Annotated in this window: 18 protein-coding genes; 9 read left to right on the forward strand and 9 right to left on the reverse strand. The window is 68.6% G+C overall.

The genetic code is table 11. The annotated features are described in order from the left end of the window. The first annotated feature begins 4 nt into the window (after positions 1–4). Entirely contained in the window at positions 5–862 is an 858-nt protein-coding gene (locus NKG96_RS07315) for a phosphatase PAP2 family protein (protein WP_254537863.1), read from the forward strand. Here the strand turns inward: NKG96_RS07315 and purL are convergent. Further along, positions 840–2,996 carry a phosphoribosylformylglycinamidine synthase subunit PurL gene (purL, locus tag NKG96_RS07320; protein ID WP_254537864.1) on the reverse strand — a complete coding sequence of 719 codons (2,157 nt, stop codon included), beginning with the start codon at positions 2,994–2,996 and terminating at the stop codon, positions 840–842. The genes NKG96_RS07315 and purL overlap by 23 nt on opposite strands. 142 nt (positions 2,997–3,138) lie before the next feature. On the opposite strand from purL, the gene NKG96_RS07325 reads away from it, so the two are divergent. Beyond that, on the forward strand, positions 3,139–3,822 hold the full coding sequence (locus tag NKG96_RS07325; protein WP_254537865.1) for a CehA/McbA family metallohydrolase: 684 nt from the start codon (positions 3,139–3,141) through the stop codon (positions 3,820–3,822). Between the two features lie 2 nt (positions 3,823–3,824). After that, on the forward strand, positions 3,825–4,556 hold the full coding sequence (locus NKG96_RS07330; RefSeq protein WP_254537866.1) for a DUF7530 family protein: 732 nt from the start codon (positions 3,825–3,827) through the stop codon (positions 4,554–4,556). A gap of 1 nt (position 4,557) precedes the next feature. Here the strand turns inward: NKG96_RS07330 and NKG96_RS07335 are convergent, their stop codons facing one another. Next, the gene (locus tag NKG96_RS07335; protein ID WP_254537867.1) at positions 4,558–4,803 is read right to left on the reverse strand and encodes a hypothetical protein; all 246 of its coding nucleotides are present in this window, start codon (positions 4,801–4,803) and stop codon (positions 4,558–4,560) included. Further along, a complete protein-coding gene (locus NKG96_RS07340; RefSeq protein ID WP_254537868.1) occupies positions 4,803–5,780 on the reverse strand; it encodes a transcription initiation factor IIB in 978 nt (325 codons plus the stop codon). The genes NKG96_RS07335 and NKG96_RS07340 overlap by 1 nt, the downstream gene beginning before the upstream one ends. A 167-nt stretch (positions 5,781–5,947) precedes the next feature. Here NKG96_RS07340 and gatC point away from each other — a divergent pair, with 167 nt between their 5' ends. The 5 genes from gatC to NKG96_RS07365 all read left to right on the forward strand — a co-directional run bounded on the left by gatC (position 5,948) and on the right by NKG96_RS07365 (position 9,991). Then, positions 5,948–6,226 carry an Asp-tRNA(Asn)/Glu-tRNA(Gln) amidotransferase subunit GatC gene (gene gatC, locus NKG96_RS07345; protein WP_254537869.1) on the forward strand — a complete coding sequence of 93 codons (279 nt, stop codon included), beginning with the start codon at positions 5,948–5,950 and terminating at the stop codon, positions 6,224–6,226. A 1-nt stretch (position 6,227) separates the two neighbouring features. After that, a complete protein-coding gene (gene gatA / locus NKG96_RS07350) occupies positions 6,228–7,502 on the forward strand; it encodes an Asp-tRNA(Asn)/Glu-tRNA(Gln) amidotransferase subunit GatA (protein ID WP_254537871.1) in 1,275 nt (424 codons plus the stop codon). 55 nt (positions 7,503–7,557) lie between these two features. Continuing rightward, positions 7,558–8,118: a pyridoxamine 5'-phosphate oxidase family protein gene (locus NKG96_RS07355; protein ID WP_254537872.1), complete on the forward strand. Its 561-nt coding sequence runs from the start codon at positions 7,558–7,560 to the stop codon at positions 8,116–8,118. A gap of 61 nt (positions 8,119–8,179) precedes the next feature. Next, positions 8,180–9,772: a class I adenylate-forming enzyme family protein gene (locus NKG96_RS07360; RefSeq protein ID WP_254537873.1), complete on the forward strand. Its 1,593-nt coding sequence runs from the start codon at positions 8,180–8,182 to the stop codon at positions 9,770–9,772. Positions 9,773–9,817: 45 nt separating this feature from the next. Continuing rightward, positions 9,818–9,991, forward strand: a complete 174-nt coding sequence (locus tag NKG96_RS07365) for a hypothetical protein (protein ID WP_254537874.1) — start codon at positions 9,818–9,820, stop codon at positions 9,989–9,991. Between the two features lie 5 nt (positions 9,992–9,996). Here the strand turns inward: NKG96_RS07365 and NKG96_RS07370 are convergent, their stop codons facing one another. Beyond that, positions 9,997–11,238: a Zn-dependent hydrolase gene (locus NKG96_RS07370; protein WP_254537876.1), complete on the reverse strand. Its 1,242-nt coding sequence runs from the start codon at positions 11,236–11,238 to the stop codon at positions 9,997–9,999. 147 nt (positions 11,239–11,385) lie between these two features. Between NKG96_RS07370 and NKG96_RS07375 the strand changes: the two genes are divergently transcribed. Further along, the gene (locus NKG96_RS07375; protein WP_254537877.1) at positions 11,386–12,714 is read left to right on the forward strand and encodes an aminotransferase family protein; all 1,329 of its coding nucleotides are present in this window, start codon (positions 11,386–11,388) and stop codon (positions 12,712–12,714) included. 141 nt (positions 12,715–12,855) lie between these two features. On the opposite strand, the gene NKG96_RS07380 is transcribed toward NKG96_RS07375, so the two are convergent. From NKG96_RS07380 to NKG96_RS07400, 5 genes are all read right to left on the reverse strand, one after another. Further along, positions 12,856–13,836, reverse strand: a complete 981-nt coding sequence (locus NKG96_RS07380) for a halocyanin domain-containing protein (protein WP_254537879.1) — start codon at positions 13,834–13,836, stop codon at positions 12,856–12,858. A gap of 3 nt (positions 13,837–13,839) precedes the next feature. Continuing rightward, positions 13,840–14,985, reverse strand: coding sequence for a multicopper oxidase domain-containing protein (locus NKG96_RS07385; RefSeq protein WP_254537880.1), 1,146 nt, complete (start codon positions 14,983–14,985; stop codon positions 13,840–13,842). A 237-nt stretch (positions 14,986–15,222) separates the two neighbouring features. Beyond that, the gene (locus NKG96_RS07390) at positions 15,223–15,498 is read right to left on the reverse strand and encodes a DUF7521 family protein (RefSeq protein WP_254537881.1); all 276 of its coding nucleotides are present in this window, start codon (positions 15,496–15,498) and stop codon (positions 15,223–15,225) included. Beyond that, positions 15,495–15,893, reverse strand: coding sequence for a winged helix-turn-helix domain-containing protein (locus NKG96_RS07395; RefSeq protein ID WP_254537882.1), 399 nt, complete (start codon positions 15,891–15,893; stop codon positions 15,495–15,497). The genes NKG96_RS07390 and NKG96_RS07395 overlap by 4 nt, the downstream gene beginning before the upstream one ends. A gap of 98 nt (positions 15,894–15,991) precedes the next feature. Further along, complete coding sequence (locus NKG96_RS07400) at positions 15,992–16,549, reverse strand: DoxX family protein (RefSeq protein ID WP_254537883.1); 558 nt, start codon at positions 16,547–16,549, stop codon at positions 15,992–15,994. Positions 16,550–16,619 lie beyond the last annotated feature (70 nt).

Consider the following 16,619-nt stretch of genomic DNA (forward strand, 5'->3'; position numbering starts at 1 on the left):
GGCCATGAGTCTCACGTCCGTCCTCGTCAGTCTCGTCCTCGTCTGTGGGTGCATGCTCGTCGTGGCCACACTCGGCATCGTCGGCGTCGGTCGCCTCCGCGGAACGTACGGCGACGCCCGCCGCCGTCTCCGGGTCGCAGCCCCCTCCCTCGCGGTCCTCGCCGGGAGCCTGGTCGTGAGCAAGCTCGCACGGGACTACGGCCCCGAGGTATCGTGGCTCGTCGGGATCAACGTGACCGCCGCTATCCTCGAGTTCGAGGGGACGTTCGTCGCGAGCGTCCAGTCGTTCGCGACGCCGCCGCTCACGGCGTACCTCTCGTTCGTCTACGTCTACGGCTACGTCTTCCTGCTGGTCTTCCCACTCGTCGCGTACTTCGCGCTGGAACGGACCGACGCGCTCCAGCGTACCGCCGTCGCCTACAGCGTCAACTACGGCGTCGGTCTCGTCTGCTACACGCTGTTCATCTCCTACGGCCCGCGCAACGTCATGCCGGAACTGGTCGACGCGCTGCTGTACACCACCTACCCCAGTTCGCAGTTGCTCACGAGCGAGGTGAACGCCAACACGAACGTCTTCCCCTCGCTCCACACCTCGTTGTCGGTGACCGTCGCGTTGCTCGCGTGGGAGACCCGCGAGACGTACCCGCGGTGGGTTCCGGTCGCCGGTCTCCTCGCCGCGAGCGTCGTCGTCTCGACGATGTATCTCGGTATCCACTGGGGAATCGACGTCCTGGCGGGCGTGGTCCTCGCCGTCGCGAGCGTCAGGGTCGCACCGCAACTCGTCGAGCACTACGGGTGGGCCGACGGGGGACGGCCCCCCACGGACGAGACGAAGGACGCTACGCGAGTTCGCGGTCGATGACCGCCCGCAGTGCCTCGATCTCCGCCGCGTCGTAGCGAAGCGTCTCCCTCCCGACGGTCAGGTCGAGCGCCCCCGACCCGTCAGCCTTGCCGACCTCGTGGACTGGCGCGACCCCCTCGAAGGCCGTGCGGGCGGTCTCCGGGTCCGTCGTCTCCACGACGGCGCGTCCGGGTTGCTCGTGGAAGAGGAGTTCGGCGGCACTCGCCCCGCCCTTCAGGGCGACTGTCGCGCCCGCCTCGCCGACCATTTCGGCGAGCGTCACCGTCAGTCCGCCGTGACTGGCGTCGTGGACCGCGAGCGTCGACTCGTCGTCGGCCACGCTCGCGAGCGCCTCGACGAACGCCGGACCGTCCTCGGGGAGTGTCGGGAACCCGTCGCCCCCGCCGAACTGCGCGAGGTACTCGGACCCGCCGAGGCCCGCCGCTTCCCCGGCGAGAACCCCGTCGCCGACGACCAGCAGGGTTCCCTCGCCCGAGAGGGCCATCGGCGGGGCGTCGTAACCCAATTTCGTCCCGACCATCGCCAGCGTCGGCGTCGGCGGGATGGGTCCCGAGACGGAGTCGTTGTACAGTGAGACGTTCCCGCCGACGACGGGCACCGAGAGGTCGGCGCACATGTCCGCGAGGCCGTCGACGATACCCCGGAAGCCGCCGTACACCTCGGGCTTCTCCGGGTTGCCCCCGTTGAGGCAGTCCACGGCGGCGAGGGGGCGTGCGCCCTTCGCCGCGAGGTTGGTCGCGTTCTCCAGTGCGACGGCGCGGGCACCCTCGTAGGGGGCGGCACTCGTCCAGTTGGGATCCGCGCCGGAGGTGAACGCCAGTCCGGTCCCGGTCTCCTGGATGGACATGACGGCCGCGTCGTCGCCGGGCCTGAGCGCCGTCCGGGCACCGACCTCGTGGTCGTACTGGCGGTAGACCCAGCGTTTGCTCGCGGTGTTCGGACTGCCGACGACGGCCTCGAAGGCCGCGGCGAGGTCTGTCTCGGGCAGGTCACGCTCTGGTTCGTCGGGTTCGACGGACGCGAGGTCGTTCATCGGCGCGCCGTCCGCCAGGTACTCGGCGGGAACGTCCACGACCGTCTCCCCCTCGAACGTGCAGACGTAGTTCCCATCGACTACCTCGCCGATGACCGAACAGCCGAGGTCGAAGCGGTCGGCGAGTTCACGGACCCGGTCGACGTTCTCGGGGCGCACCTCGTAGCACATGCGCTCCTGCGACTCGGCGAGCAGTATCTCGAGGGCGTTCATGTTCGGTTCGCGCTGGTGGACTGCTTCGAGGTCGATTCGCGCCCCGAGACCGCCCTTGGCGACGAGTTCGCTCGACGCGCCGCCGAGGCCGGCGGCACCGAGGTCACGCGCCGCCTCGACCAGCGACTCGTCGAGGAGGGCCTCGTTGCACTCGACGAGCAGTTTCTCGGCGTAGGGGTCGCCGACCTGTACGGCGGGTCGGTCCTCGGTCTCGGCGTCCTCCGCGAGGTCCTCGCTCGCGAAACTCGCCCCGCCGAGGCCGTCGCGCCCCGTCGCGTTGCCGACGAGGACTAGCTTGTTTCCGGCGCGCTTCGCGTCCGCCGTGACGAGGCGGTCGGCGCGCAGGAGGCCGACGCAGGCGACGTTCACCAGCGGGTTGCCCTCGTAGTCGTCGTGGAACGCGACGCTTCCCGCCACCGTCGGGACGCCGATGGAGTTGCCGTAGTCCGCGATGCCCTCCACGACACCCTCGAAGAGGTACCGCGAGTGTTCGTCGTCGAACGGGCCGAAGTACAGCGAGTCGGCCAGCGCGATGGGGTAGGCACCCATCGAGAGCGTGTCGCGGACGATGCCGCCGACGCCCGTCGCCGCGCCGTCGTACGGGTCGACGTAGGAGGGGTGGTTGTGGCTCTCGATGCCGAGCGTGACGTACCACCGGTCGTCCTCCTCCACCCCTCCCTGTTCGGGAAGGGCGACGACGGCGGCGTCGTCGCCCGGCCCCACGACCACCTGTTCGCCCTCGCTCTCGAACGCCGAGAGGAGGGGGCGCGAGGAGCGGTAGGCGCAGTGTTCGCTCCAGAGGTTCTCGAAGAGCGCTTCCTCCGCGGGCGTCGGGTCCCGACCGAGTTCGTCGACGACGAGTTCGCGGTCCGCGGGCGCGAGAGTCATTCATCCATGTGCTGGGGCAGGCGGGATTAGAGCGTTTCTATGTGCACGTTCGTGCAATCGAGCGCGAGAGGGTGTCGCGGCGAACCCCCGGTGGACCGCCGATACCGGACTGCTTTTTTCGTCGCCGCGCCAGATACCGGATGTGCTATCGGTCGAGCTTCACGCCCACTCCGACCTCTCGTACGACGGCCGCGACCCCGTCGAACTACTCTTGGAGCAGGCGGCCGCCGTGGGCCTCGACGCCCTCGCCGTGACGGACCACGACGAGATAGACGAGAGCCTGCGGATGGCGGAGATCGCTCCCGAGTACGGGCTGGTCGGCATCACGGGCATGGAGATAACCAGCGAGGCGGGTCACGTCCTCGGCCTCGGTCTCTCCGAGCGCATCCCCGCCGGTTTGTCGTTCACGGAGACTCTCGACCGCATCTGGGAGCAGGACGGCGTCGCCGTCGTCCCCCACCCGTTCCAGCGGGCGCGCCACGGCGTCGCCCCCCACATCAGCCAGGAGGAACTCGCCAGCGCCGACGCCATCGAGGTGTACAACTCCAGACTGTTCACGGGCCGGTCGAACCGGCGGGCCGAACGGTTCGCGGAACGACGCGACCTGCCACAGACCGCGGGGAGCGACGCCCACATCGCCGAGATGGTCGGGCAGGCGGTGACGCAGGTGGCGACCGACGACCGCTCGCCTGCGGGTATCCTCGACGCCCTCACGGACGGGCGGACCACCGTCGTCGGCCAGCGGACGCCGTGGCGCATCAGCATGCGCCAGTTCGGCGGCGGCGTCAAGCGTCGCATCGGACGGGCCGCGACGAGCGTCCTCTGACCGTGTCCGGCGAGGGCGAGACGGACATCTACGGGTCGGCGTGGACCTACGAGAGCATCGTCGGCGCGTTCCCCCTCCCCGGAATCGACCTCTCGGAGCGGGCGCTCGCGCCCATCCAGTTCGCCGTCTTCGAGGCCGGCGTCCTCCTGTTCGCCGCCCTCACCGACGCCTGGGGGGCGGTGCTGCCGGGGACCGCAGCCGTCCTCGTCGCCACGGGCGGGAGCGTCCTCATGACGCGCATCGCCACCGACGTGCGCTCGCGGGACCTCCCGGACACCTACCGCCGCCTGCTGTTCGGCGCGAACATCGAGACGGTGCTCGCGGTGTTCGCGTTCGTCTCGATGGTCGTCTACCTGTTCAGCTACGACCCCGCCCGGCGGACGCCGGGGCTCCTCACGGAACTGGTCGGTCCCGACCCGGGCATGGTCGTCCTCTTCTTCGCGCTCCTCCTCCTCTGGGACGTCTGTTACCGCATCGCGGCCGGGTGGTGGATAGCGGCCACCTCGCTGTGGCGGTCGTGGCGCTACGACTACGGTTCGACCACGGCCCGGACGCTCCGCCGGGCGGACGCCGCGACGGCCGCCTTCGGCGGCCTGCAACTCGTCCTCGTCCCGTTCGCCTCGGGTCACCCGGAGGTGGTCGCCTCGCTCGTGGCGCACGCAGTGGCGCTGGCGCTGTTCACGGGCGGGTCGGCGCTGTTGCTGACGAGGCAGGTTCGCGCCGCGGAGAACTGACCTAGAGGTCGCTTCGCGAGACGACGCCCGCCCGCATCGCGACGAACAGCCGTTCTTTCACCGACAGTTCGGCCCAGTCGTCGGGTCGCTCGGACGCGGGGACGTCCTCGATTCGCGCCAGCAGGTCCTCGCGGACGTGGTGGTCGAAGGCACAGCCGTTCTCGCAGGTGCGCATCACCGACGCGGTGCGGAAGGGTCGTTCGACGGTCGCCCCGCACTCGGGGCAGACGTACCTCGCCGTCGCCATCAGAGCGCCGCGGTCCCGCTCTCCGTCTCCAGCAGTTCGTGGTAGCGGTTGCGGATGGTCACTTCGCTGATGTTGGCCACGTCGCTGACCTCACTCTGGGTCACCTTCTCGTTGGTGAGCAGGGAGGCGGCGTAGACGGCGGCGGCGGCGAGGCCCACCGGCGACTTGCCCGAGTGGATGCCGGCCTCCTTCGCGCCCTTCAGCAGGTCGCGGGCGCGCCGTTCGGCCTCGTCGGACATTCCGAGGTCGCTGGCGAACCGGGGGACGTAGCTCTCGGGGTCGGCGGGCTGAATCTCGAGGTTCAACTGGCGGACCACGTAGCGGTAGGTGCGCGCGATCTCGTCCTTGTCGACCCGGGAGACGCCCGTAATCTCGTCGAGGCTTCGGGGGGTGCCGGCCTGTCGCGCGGCGGCGTACAGCGCACTCGTCGCGACACCCTCGATGGACCGCCCCGGGAGCAGGTCCTCTGCGAGCGCGCGGCGGTAGATAACGCTGGCCGTCTCGCGGACGTTCTCGGGCAGGCCGAGCGCACTCGCCATGCGGTCGATCTCACCGAGCGCCTGCTTGAGGTTGCGCTCCTTGGAGTCGCGCGTCCGGAAGCGCTCGTTCCACGTGCGCAGGCGCTGCATCTTTTCGCGCTGGCGACTGGACAGGGAGTTGCCGTAGGCGTCCTTGTTCTGCCAGCCGATGTTCGTCGAGAGCCCCTTGTCGTGCATCATGTTCGTGGTGGGGGCACCGACTCGCGACTTGTTGTCCTTCTCGCTGGCGTCGAAGGCTCGCCACTCGGGGCCGTGGTCGATCTCGTCTTCCTCGACGACGAGTCCGCACTCGCCACAGACCGTCTCACCCCGTTTGCTGTCGCTCTCGAGTCGGCTGCCACACTCGGGGCAGACCAGTTCGTCCTCGCTCTCCTCCTCCGCGGTGTGTTCGTCCTCGCGCTCCTCGCCCGTCGGTCGGCGGATACTCATGTCTGACATTGTGGGGAGGTTGGGGGTGGGCGCGCGGCCCAGAATCCGTTTCCGTGTTCATCTGTTGGACAGCGAGCGACTTAAATCTGATGAACCCGGAGAACGTCCGAGCGGCCCGCAGTCGGTCGATTTCCGGCTATCGAAACCCTTAGTGTCGGGCCGGGGCAGGTCCGGGTATGAGCGACGCAGCCGTCGACGCAGAGGAGGTCCGCCACGTCGCGGCCCTCGCGCGCGTCGACCTCGACGACGAGGAGGTGGACCGCTTCGCCGGGCAGTTCGCCGACATCCTCGCGTACTTCGACTCGCTGGACGAGGTCCCCGAGGTGGACCGCGAGGCCGACCTCGCGAACGTGATGCGCGCCGACGAGGCCCGCGACTGCCTCTCACAGGAGGAGGCGCTGGCGAACGCCCCCGAGACCGAGGACGGCTACTTCAAGGGACCGCGGGTGTCGTGAGATGAGCTCCGACCTCAACGCCTTTGTCACCCGCGAGACCATCGAGGGGGCCGAGGACGGCCCCCTCGCCGGGCGGACCGTCGCCGTCAAGGACAACATCTCCACGAAGGGCGTCCGGACCACCTGCGGGTCGGCGATGCTCGAAGAGTACGTCCCGCCCTACGACGCGACGGTCGTCGAACGCCTGAAAGACGCCGGGGCGACCATCGTCGGGAAGGCCAACATGGACGAGTTCGGGATGGGGTCGACCACCGAGACGTCGGCGTTCGGTCCCACCGAGAATCCCGCCGCACCGGGGCGGGTCCCCGGTGGCTCCTCGGGCGGCAGCGCGGCCGCCGTCGCCGCGGGGGAGGCCGACCTCGCCCTCGGGAGCGACACGGGCGGGTCCATCCGCAATCCCGCCGCGTTCTGCGGCGTCGTCGGCATCAAGCCCACCTACGGGCTGGTCTCGCGGTACGGCCTCGTCGCCTACGCCAACTCGCTGGAACAGATCGGACCGCTCGCGCCCACCGTCGAGGAAGCCGCCGAACTCCTCGACGTCGTTGCGGGCCCGGACCCGAACGACGCGACCACCCGCACTGAGGGCGAGAACTCGGACTACGCGAGCGCCGCCGACGGCGACGTGTCGGGCATGACCGTCGGCGTCCCCACGGAACTCGTCGAGGGGGCCGACGAGGGCGTCGTCGCGCAGTTCGAGGCCGCACTCGACGAGTTGCGCTCGCAGGGCGTCGAGACCACGGAGGTCTCGCTCCCCTCCGTCGAGCGCGCCGTCGAGGCGTACTACGTCATCGCGATGAGCGAGGCGTCCTCGAACCTCGCGCGCTTCGACGGCGTGCGCTACGGCGTCTCCGGAGGCTACGAGGGCAACTGGAACGACGCCTTCGCCCGCGCCCGCGAGGCGGGCTTCGGCGAGGAGGTCAAGCGCCGCGTCCTCCTCGGGACGTACGCGCTCTCGGCGGGCTACCACGACAAGTACTACGCGAAGGCACAGGACGCCCGCGCGTGGCTCCAGCAGGACGTCGACGAGGCCCTCGGCGAGGCCGACGTGCTCGCCTCCCCGACGATGCCCGTCCCGCCGTTCGAACGGGGCGAGCGTCTCGACGACCCCCTCCAACTGTACCTCTCGGACGCCAACACCGTCCCCGCGAACCTCGCGAACCTCCCGGCTATCTCCGTCCCGGCCGGCGAGACGGATGGCCTCCCGGTCGGTATCCAGTTCGTCGGTCCCTCCTTCGGCGAACGCGACATCGTCCGGATGGGGAGCGCGCTGGCCTGACCGGTCCGGGCTAGCACACCGATAGCGGTTTGTTCCCGGAAGGTGGGCCTCCCGCATGGACCTCGTGGAGGACTCGCTGGGCGTCCCGCTCGACGCCTTCCTCTCGCGACCGCTGTTCGCCCACCTGGCGACGCAGTCGCCGGACGGCCCCCGCGAGTCGCCCCTCTGGTTCCACTGGGACGGCGAGGCGCTCTGGTTCATCGGCCACGAGACGGCCACGTTCCCCGAACGCGTCGCGTCGTACCCGCGGACCGCCGTCGGCGTCGTGGACTTCGACCGGACGTCGGGCGTCGTCCAGCACGTCGGGCTCCGGGGGCGGGCGACGGTCGAACCGTTCGACGGGGCGCGGGCGGTCAGCCTGCTCGACCGGTACCTCGACGGCGAACCCGCGACGTGGCCGGACCGCTTTCGCCACCCCCTCGACACCCCGACGAGTACGCGTTCGTCCGATTCGACCCCGAGACGGTCGTCGCGCGCGATCAGTCGTACGACCCCCGGCCCGACCCGGGACCCACCGCCCACTTCTGTAGCCCACCGTCGGACTCCCGATTCGGCGAGTGACTCACTCTTACTGACCTGTTCTACGGGCGACTGCTTCGGCACTCGAATCGGCTGAAAGAAACGCGCTCGGTCGAAACGGCTTAGTCGTCGCCCCCGAAACCACCGGCCGAAAGTTCATGAAGGTTGAGATGCGAACGACGGACTTCCTCGACCGGGCGCTCGACCTGTACGACGACGTCGTGGGAGTCGTCGCGCACGACGGGACCGAGTACACCTACGCCGAGTTCGGCGAGCGGGTCAACCGACTGTCGAACGCACTGGCCGACCACGGCGTCGAACAGGGCGACAGGGTGGCGTTGCTCGCGCCGAACACCCACTACTTCCTGGAGACGCTGTACGCGACGAACCAACTGGGTGCGGTGTTCGTGCCGATGAACTACCGCCTCATCCCCGAGGAGTTCGAGTACATCCTCAACGACTGTGCGGCGGACACGGTCATCGCCGACTACGACTACGCCGAGAACATCGAGGCGGTCCGCGATTCGGTGCCCGCAGAGAACTACATCGGCTACCGGGCCGACGACATCGAGGGCGACTGGACGGACTACGAGGACCTCCTCGCGGACCACTCCGCCGAGGCGCCCGAACGGCCCGATATCTCCGAGGACGACGACGCGTCCATCAACTACACCTCCGGGACGACAGGCGACCCGAAGGGCGTCGTCCGGACCCACCGGACGGAGCACTACCACTCGCTCGTGCTCAACCAGCACCACGAGATAGAGGACGACGACGTCTACCTCTGGACGCTGCCGATGTTCCACTGCAACGGCTGGGGGCACACCTACTCCATCACGGGGACGGGCGGCACCCACGTCTGCCAGCGCACCTTCGACGCCGAGGGCACGTTCCGGCGGGTGCGGGAGTACGACGTGTCGTTCCTCTGTGGCGCGCCCACTGTCCTCAACCGCCTCATCCAGTTCCACGAGAACAACCCGGACACCGTGACGACCGGCGACAACGAGGTGCGCCTCGCCACCGCCGGGAGCGCACCGCCGAAGGCCTCCCTCGAAGCCATCGAGGACGACATCGGGTGGCGCATCATCCACCTCTACGGCCTGACCGAGACGGCCCCCATCATCACCTCCTCGAACTCCCCCCGGCGACTGGCCGAACACGGTCGCGAACTCAAGACGTTCCAGGGTGCGGAGACGCTCTGTACCGACGTGCGCGTCGTCGACGAGGACGGCAACGACGTGCCCCGGAACAACCGCGCGATGGGCGAAATCGTCGTCAAGGGCAACCAGGTGATGGACCGCTACCTCAACAAGGAAGAGGAGACCCACGAGGCGTTCAACGCCCGCAAGCCGGGGTACTTCCACACCGGTGACCTCGCGACGTGGAACGAGGACGGGATGATATCCATCCAGGACCGCAAGAAGGACATCATCATCTCCGGCGGGGAGAACGTCTCCTCCATCGAGGTGGAGGACGTCCTCTACGACCACCCCGACATCGCGAAGGCCGCGGTCATCCCCACCCCGAGCGACGAGTGGGGCGAACTCGTGACGGCCCTCATCGTCACCAAGGAGGGTGCGGACCTCACCGCCGAGGACATCGAGGCGTTCACGCGCGAACACCTCGCGGCGTACAAGATTCCCCGCCGGATCGAGTTCGTCGACGACCTGCCCGAGACGGCCACCGGCAAGGTCCAGAAGTACCAGCTCAGGGAGGAGTACTGGGAGGACGAGGAGCGCCTCGTCGGCTGAACCCCGCCACGGGATTTTTCACCGCCGCGCCGACAGTCCGTGTACGTGCCCTCCACGTCCACTCTGCTCACCGTCGTCGGCGCCCTCGCGTTCGTCTGCGGCCTCGTCGGCCACACCGTCTTCGGGTGGCAATTCGGCGGCGAGAGGCACCCCGTCGCGCTCGCAATCGCCCTCGGCTGTGTCGCCGTCGCCCTCCTCTCGTTCGTCCGGGAGTCCTGACTCCCCTACTCCGTCGCCAGTCCCAGCGTCGCGTTGGCGAACGCCTCCGCGCCCGCGACGCAGTCGGCCCACTCGGTGAACTCCGACTCGGCGTGGGTGATGCCGTCGACGCTCGGGACGAACAGCATCCCCGACTCCGTCACCTGCGCCATGTAGTTCGCGTCGTGGCCCGCTCCACTCACGAGGCGTCGGTGGGACGCGCCCGCGGCTTCGGCCCCCGCCGCCACCGCGTCGCGGACCACCGGCGAGAACGTCAGCGGGTCGATGGACCAGAGGCGGTCGAACTCGTAGGTCGTCCCCTCGCGCTCGCAGGCCGTCGCCACCTCGAACTCGACGGCGTCGGGGGCGGCGGCGACCACCCTCTCGTCGTACGAGCGCACGTCGACGGTGAACGTCACCTCGTCGGGGACGACGTTGATGGAGTTCGGCGAGACGTCCATCCGGCCGACGGTGGCGACGGCGTCCTCCGAGAGTCGGTTCGGCAGGTCGTGTATCTCGCCCGCGGCCGTCGTCGCGGCCACGAGGGCGTCCTGCCGGTCGTGCATCGCGGTCGGTCCCGCGTGGTTCGCCTGTCCCTCCACCCGCACCTCCATCCACGAGAGGCCGAAGACGCCGTCGACGACGCCGACGCTGTCGCCGCTCGACTCCAGTTTCGGTCCCTGTTCGACGTGGAGTTCGAGATAGGCGTGGACGTCGCCGGGGTCGATGGTGGGCGACTCGTCGCCGTCGTACCCGATACGTTCCAGCGCCTCGCCGACGGTGACGCCCTCGGCGTCCTCCATGGCGAGGGCGTCCGCGAGGTCTGTCGCGCCCACGGCGACGCTCGACCCGAGCATCGCCTGCTGGAAGCGCGACCCCTCCTCGTTCGTCCAGTTGACGAGTTCGACGGGCCGGTCCGTCTCGACGCCTGCGTCCTCGAACGCCCGCAGGGTCTCCAGCGCCGTCAGCACGCCCAACTGGCCGTCGAAGCGCCCGCCGTTCGGCTGTGAGTCGAGGTGGCTCCCGACGAGGACCGGCGCGGCGTCGGGGTCCCGCCCGGGCCGGCGGGCGAACGTGTTCCCGAGTTCGTCCACCCGGACGGTCAGGCCGAGGTCGTCAAGGTCCTCTGCCAACAGGTCGCGCGCCTCGCGGTCCTCGTCGGTCAGCGCCAGTCGGTGCAGTCCGCCCGCGTCGGTCGCGCCGATGGCGGAGTACGCCTCGAACGACTCGCGGAACCGGTCGGCGTCGATGTCGACGGTCGTGGCCATACGTTCGAGGGAGAGGCCGGTCCCATAGCTCTACCCCCGGCCGGGGACGGCCGACAGCCGATGTGTGCCGGGTCGGTGGCCGACTGACGCGACCGCCGAGTCGGTGTGCCAGTAAGGTACAAGGGGGGCCTCCCCCTGTGACGAGCCATGTCAGGCCAGCAGCCCACGGGTCGGTCGGCCGCCGGGTCGCGGACCCTCACCCACTGGTACGACCCGGAGCGCGAACCGCTCGATATCGTGGACGGCGACGGCTCGTACGTCACGACCGCCGACGGCGAGGAGTATCTCGACTTCATCGCACAGCTCTACTGTGTCAACGCGGGCCACGGGAACCGCGCCATCGTCGAGGCAATCGAGGCCCAGTTGGAGAAGGTCCAGTACGTCTCCGCCGCGAAGCACAACGACGCCCGCTCGGAACTCGCCGAGCGACTGGTCGAGGTCACGCCCGACTCGCTCACGGACGTCTGTTTCTCCGTCTCGGGCAGCGAGGCGAACGAACTCGCCGCGGGGTTCGCCCGCGAGCACACGGGAGGGAACAAGGTCCTCACCCGCTGGCGCTCCTATCACGGGTCCACGGCGGGCGCGGGGTCGTTCACCGGCGACCCGGAGACGCGCGCGCCACTCGAACGCCACGCCGCGACGACGGGCGCGGGCAAGTTCCTCCCGCCCCTCCCGCGGGCGTTCGGCGGTGTCGAGGACCCGCAGGAACTCGCCGACAGGGCCATCGAGCATCTCCGGTTCGTGATTCACAACGAGGGGCCCGACAGCATCGCCGCCGTCCTCATGGAACCCGTCGGCGGGACCAGCGGGGCGTACCCCGCGCCCGCCGACTACTTTCAGCAGTTGCGGGACCTCTGTGACGAGTACGGCATCCTCCTGATAGCGGACGAGGTCATCACCGGGTTCGGCCGCTGTGGCGACTGGTTCGGCGTCCAGGGCGAGGGCGTCGACCCGGACCTGCTCACCTTCGCCAAGGGTGTCACCTCGGCGTACGTCCCGCTGGCGGGCGTCGCCGTGAGCGCTGACATCGCCGAGGAGTTCCGCGAGGAGGGATTCCCCCTCGGACAGACCTTCTCGGGACACCCCGTCGCCTGCGCCGCCGGTGTCGCCGCCCTCGACCAGTACGGCGAGGGCGGTGGCCTCATCGAGAACGTCCGGGAGCACGCCGGACACTTCGAGTCGCGCGTCCGCGAACTGGAGGCCCACGACGTGGTCCACGACGTCCACGGCCGGGGCTACCTCTGGGGCGTGGAGTTCGCCGATCCCGACACCGGAGAACCGTTCGCCGACCCGCGCGTCTCGGACGACCACAACCCCGTCGACGACGTCCTCGCGGCCGCCAGCGACGGTGGCGTCCTCCTCGGAAGCGGCCGGCCCAACGTGCAGGTCATCTGTTCGCCCCCGCTGGTCGCCGGTCCCGAGGAGATCGACCGGGGCGTGGACGCTCTCGACGCCGCCATCGAGGCGGTGTTCTGACCGTGTCGAGGGGGGTGCGCGTTCGACGGGGCCGCCTTCGACAGTAAAAATCAGACGGGTACCGCGCGTGGAGCGTTCGTGGGAGGGGTCCCCGATAGCAGGTGCCGGACGGGCAGTTCCTGTTCGAGATGGCGACGACAGTCACTCCGGTCCCGAATCGGACCGAGTCGTATCCCTGATGTGGAGTCCGAGTGCGTAGAACATCGGGGCGAACAGCACAGCCGTCAGGCCACCGCCGACGGCCAGTCCTGTCCGCGAGATGACCGCGTCAGGGCCGTCGCCGACCACGATTACACCACGCATCCCGAGGTGGCCGTACTCAGAGCACTCGTAGGTGCTCCAGCCTCGGCCGTCGAACTCGACGGCGAAGCGGTGGCCCGCGCCGGAAACGGCCTCGCTGCGGAACTCGAGGTCGGTATCGACAACGTCGTAGCGCTTGTCCCCAACCCACTCCCAGACGACGGTCGTGCCGGGGTCGACACGGACTGCTGCCGGGGCGAACGCGAACTGGCCGCCGTTGCCCTCCGCACCGACCTCGACGGTCACGCGGTCCTGTCCCCGGGCGTCGACGACGCCGTCGTAGTTGTCCGTCCCTTCGAGCCATCCGTCGAACGTCTCTGTCGGTTCGGACTCCGGTGTCGGTTGCGTACCCGCGCCGAGGGAGACGGCGACGTCGCCGACGAGGAGTGCGCCCTTCATCCCCATCGCTTCGTGGGGCGCACAGACATACCGGAGTACGCCGGTCGACTCTGGTGTGTACTCGAAGGTGGCACCCGCGGCGTTCTGGTACTCTGACTCGAACGAGCCGTCCTTCGCGACGACGTTGTGCGTGCCGCCGTCGCCCGTCCACTCCCAGACGACGGTCGTGCCGGGGTCGACACGGACCGCCGCCGGAGCGAACGCGACCGCACCGCCGTTACCCTGCGCGCCCACCTCGACGACCACCTGGGACTCGCCGCGTTTGTCGACGACCTCGCTTACGCCGTCGGTGTTCGCGAACCACTCCGAGAGGTCCACGCCGCCCGACTGGGCCCCGACTGAGTCGGTGAGGACGCTGGCGCCGACCGCCGTGCCCGCCGTCGTGGCGAGGAACTGCCGTCGAGTGCTGGTGGTGACGGTCATCGATCAGGCCTCGTAGCCCGCGTAGTCCATCAACGTCCGGAAGATGTCCGTGTCCATCGCTTCCGTGTAGACGACGGCGCTGAGCATCCCGCCGGGGTACGACGAGCCGTTACGGACGTGGTCGACCTTGTGGCAGTGCATGAGGTAGATGCCGGGGTCGGCGTCGGCCTCGAACTCGACGGTGTAGCGTTCCGCGGGCGCGATGTTCAACACGTCCTGTTCGAACTGGAGGGCTTCGGGCATCGGGCTGCCGTCCTTCTCGACGACCCGGAAGCGGTGGTTGTGGACGTGCAGCGGGTGGCTCATGAACCCCGCGTTGACCCAGTGGACGCGGACGGTGTCACCCGATTCGACGATAATCGGCGAGCCCGTCTCGGGGTGGAGTGTCGCGGGCGCGGCCTTCCCGTTGAGCGTGAACGCGTCGGCACGACGATTCGTCAGGTCGTACTGGACGTTCTGGCCGCCGTGCTGGCGGGAGAGACGCGTATCCCACTCCTTCGCCGTCATGAAGTACTCCTTGTCGGCCTCCTCGTAGCCCTCGGGGTCGACCCGGAGGATGCCGTACATCCCCATGTCCATGTGCATCGGCGTCTGGTAGTGGCAGTGATACAGGTGCGTCCCGGCGACGTTCGCGGGAATCGTGTAGGTGTGTGTCTCGCCGGGGTTGACGGTGATACCAGTCGTCGTCGGGACGCCGTCGTTCTCCCACGTCTTGCGCACGCCGTGGAAGTGCAGCGTGTGTGGGACCTGCATCTCGGTGTTGTCGAGGGTGATCTTCAGTTCGGCTCCCTCGGTACACCGGAGGATGGGCCCGGGCACGCTCGGCGTGCCGTCGTCGGCCTGGAACGCCCAGACGACGGGCAAGTTAACCGGCCCACCCATCGTCTCGCCGGGGTGGATAGCGTGACGCGCCATCACCGACTTGATCGTGACCTCGTGGCCGCGTTCGTCGAGGTCGACCACTTCCGGGCGGCCGGTCGGGGGGAGGTTCGACTGAACCCCGGTCGTACCGCCGAGATCGACGACGCTCGCCGTGGGCTCGGAGAGCGTCGTGCATCCTGCGGTCGCGAAGAGGCCGGCACTGCCGGTCGCGGCGAGGAACTGTCGACGGGAGATTCCGGTTCCAGGGGCGCCAATCGAGTTCGTCATTGTACAGTTGATCGTTCGAGGGTAGCTGATATAACCGGGGAAACCGATTCTCACTCCCTTGGAATCGGCACAATGCGAGGTCCGGGCACGCTCCGGGCCCTCGTCGACACCAATCGGGTCGAGGTGTTCCGCTGTCTTCGTCACACGAACACCCGACAGAACCCTCGAAGACTCGCGGTGCGGAACGGACTCCTGATTGGAGACGGACTGCGAACGAGTCTCGGGCCCGACAGGGAACTACTCGACGTACAGCGAGTAGACGATGACGCCGAAGCCGGCTGTCGTGAGTGCGCTCTCGATGACGAGGACGACGTCGGTGTTCATGCCGAAGGCCTGATGGGCGGCGCCTGCGAGCAGTGCCCCGAAGGTGACGATAGCGAATCCGAGTGCGAGAGCGCCAAGCGCCTGTGCGTTCGTGCGTCGATAGGCCCGATAGGCGAAGAACGTGATGAGGCCACCGAGACCCAGCGTAATCGTCTTCAGCGCGACGAGGACCGTTGTGACGTGCGTCATGTTTCCTTTCGAACCTCCGACCAGAGCGACGCGAGGCGCTCGTCGGCGCCCCGTGGCGGGCGCTCGACGGACACCTCGAACTCGCGATGCTCGTCGAGGGCGACGGCGACCCGCTCGAAATCCACCCGGTAGTGGCTCGTGTGATGACCGTCGCGACGAATTTCCGTCCGGGTCGTCAACAGCGACGCCTCCTCGAGGCGGTCGAGCTTCCTGTAGGTCGTCGATAGAGGGACGCCCGCACGCTCCGACAGGTCGCTCGCGGTCGCGGTTCCCTCGAGGTGTTTGACGAGATCTCGACACACCGGATCGTCGAGTGCGTCGAGGACGTCCTGGAGAGCCGGCGTGTCCGTTCGGGGCCACGCGTTCGCCATATCGAGGAGTTCGCAGCGTGGCATATCAGTGTAGGGGTTCCGTTCGGAGTTGAGAGGGTGCATTCACCGGACAGCGAGAACAGAAACGCGACGGGGAGAAGCCGGTGAGATCAGTCGGCCACTCAGCCGAGGACGTAGCTGAGGGCGGGGTACTTCTCGACGAGGGGTTGCCCGCCGAGTTCGTATCGTTCGACGATGGTGTCGAGGCCGAGGATGCGGCCCGCACCGAAGGCGGCGACGGCGAGGAACACCAGCATGTACATGAAGTCCGAGTTGATGAAGCCGTGGGCCATGTCCCAGTTGCCGAAGTAGAACAACAGCATCATACTGGCGCCGAAGAACGCCGCGAGGCGGGTCATGAGGCCGACCATGATGCCGAGGCCGATGGCGACTTCACCGTAGGGGACGGCGACGTTGACGATGTCGACGAACCACGGTGTCGAGCCCATCCACGCGAACAGCCCGGCGAGGGGGTTGCCGTTGGTCGCGGCGACGTTGTTCAGGTACCCACCAGCGGCGAAGCCGTTGAGGACCTTGTCCACGCCGGAGTAGAGGAACGCGAACCCGATGGTCAGGCGGAGCGCGAGGACGAACCAGGCGCTGAGGCTGTGCGCGCGGCCGGTGACGGTGATGCCACCGAGGCGGCTTTCGAACGTGTTGGCAGTCGGGTTGGGGGTCATTGTCTTCACCTTACGGTTGAACGAACGACTGACAGGAGTATATAAATGGAGGCTGGTTCTCACCGCCCGA

Origin of the sequence: Halomarina litorea (assembly GCF_024227715.1) — an archaeon.
In the GTDB taxonomy this organism is placed as follows: Archaea; Halobacteriota; Halobacteria; order Halobacteriales; family Haloarculaceae; genus Halomarina; species Halomarina litorea.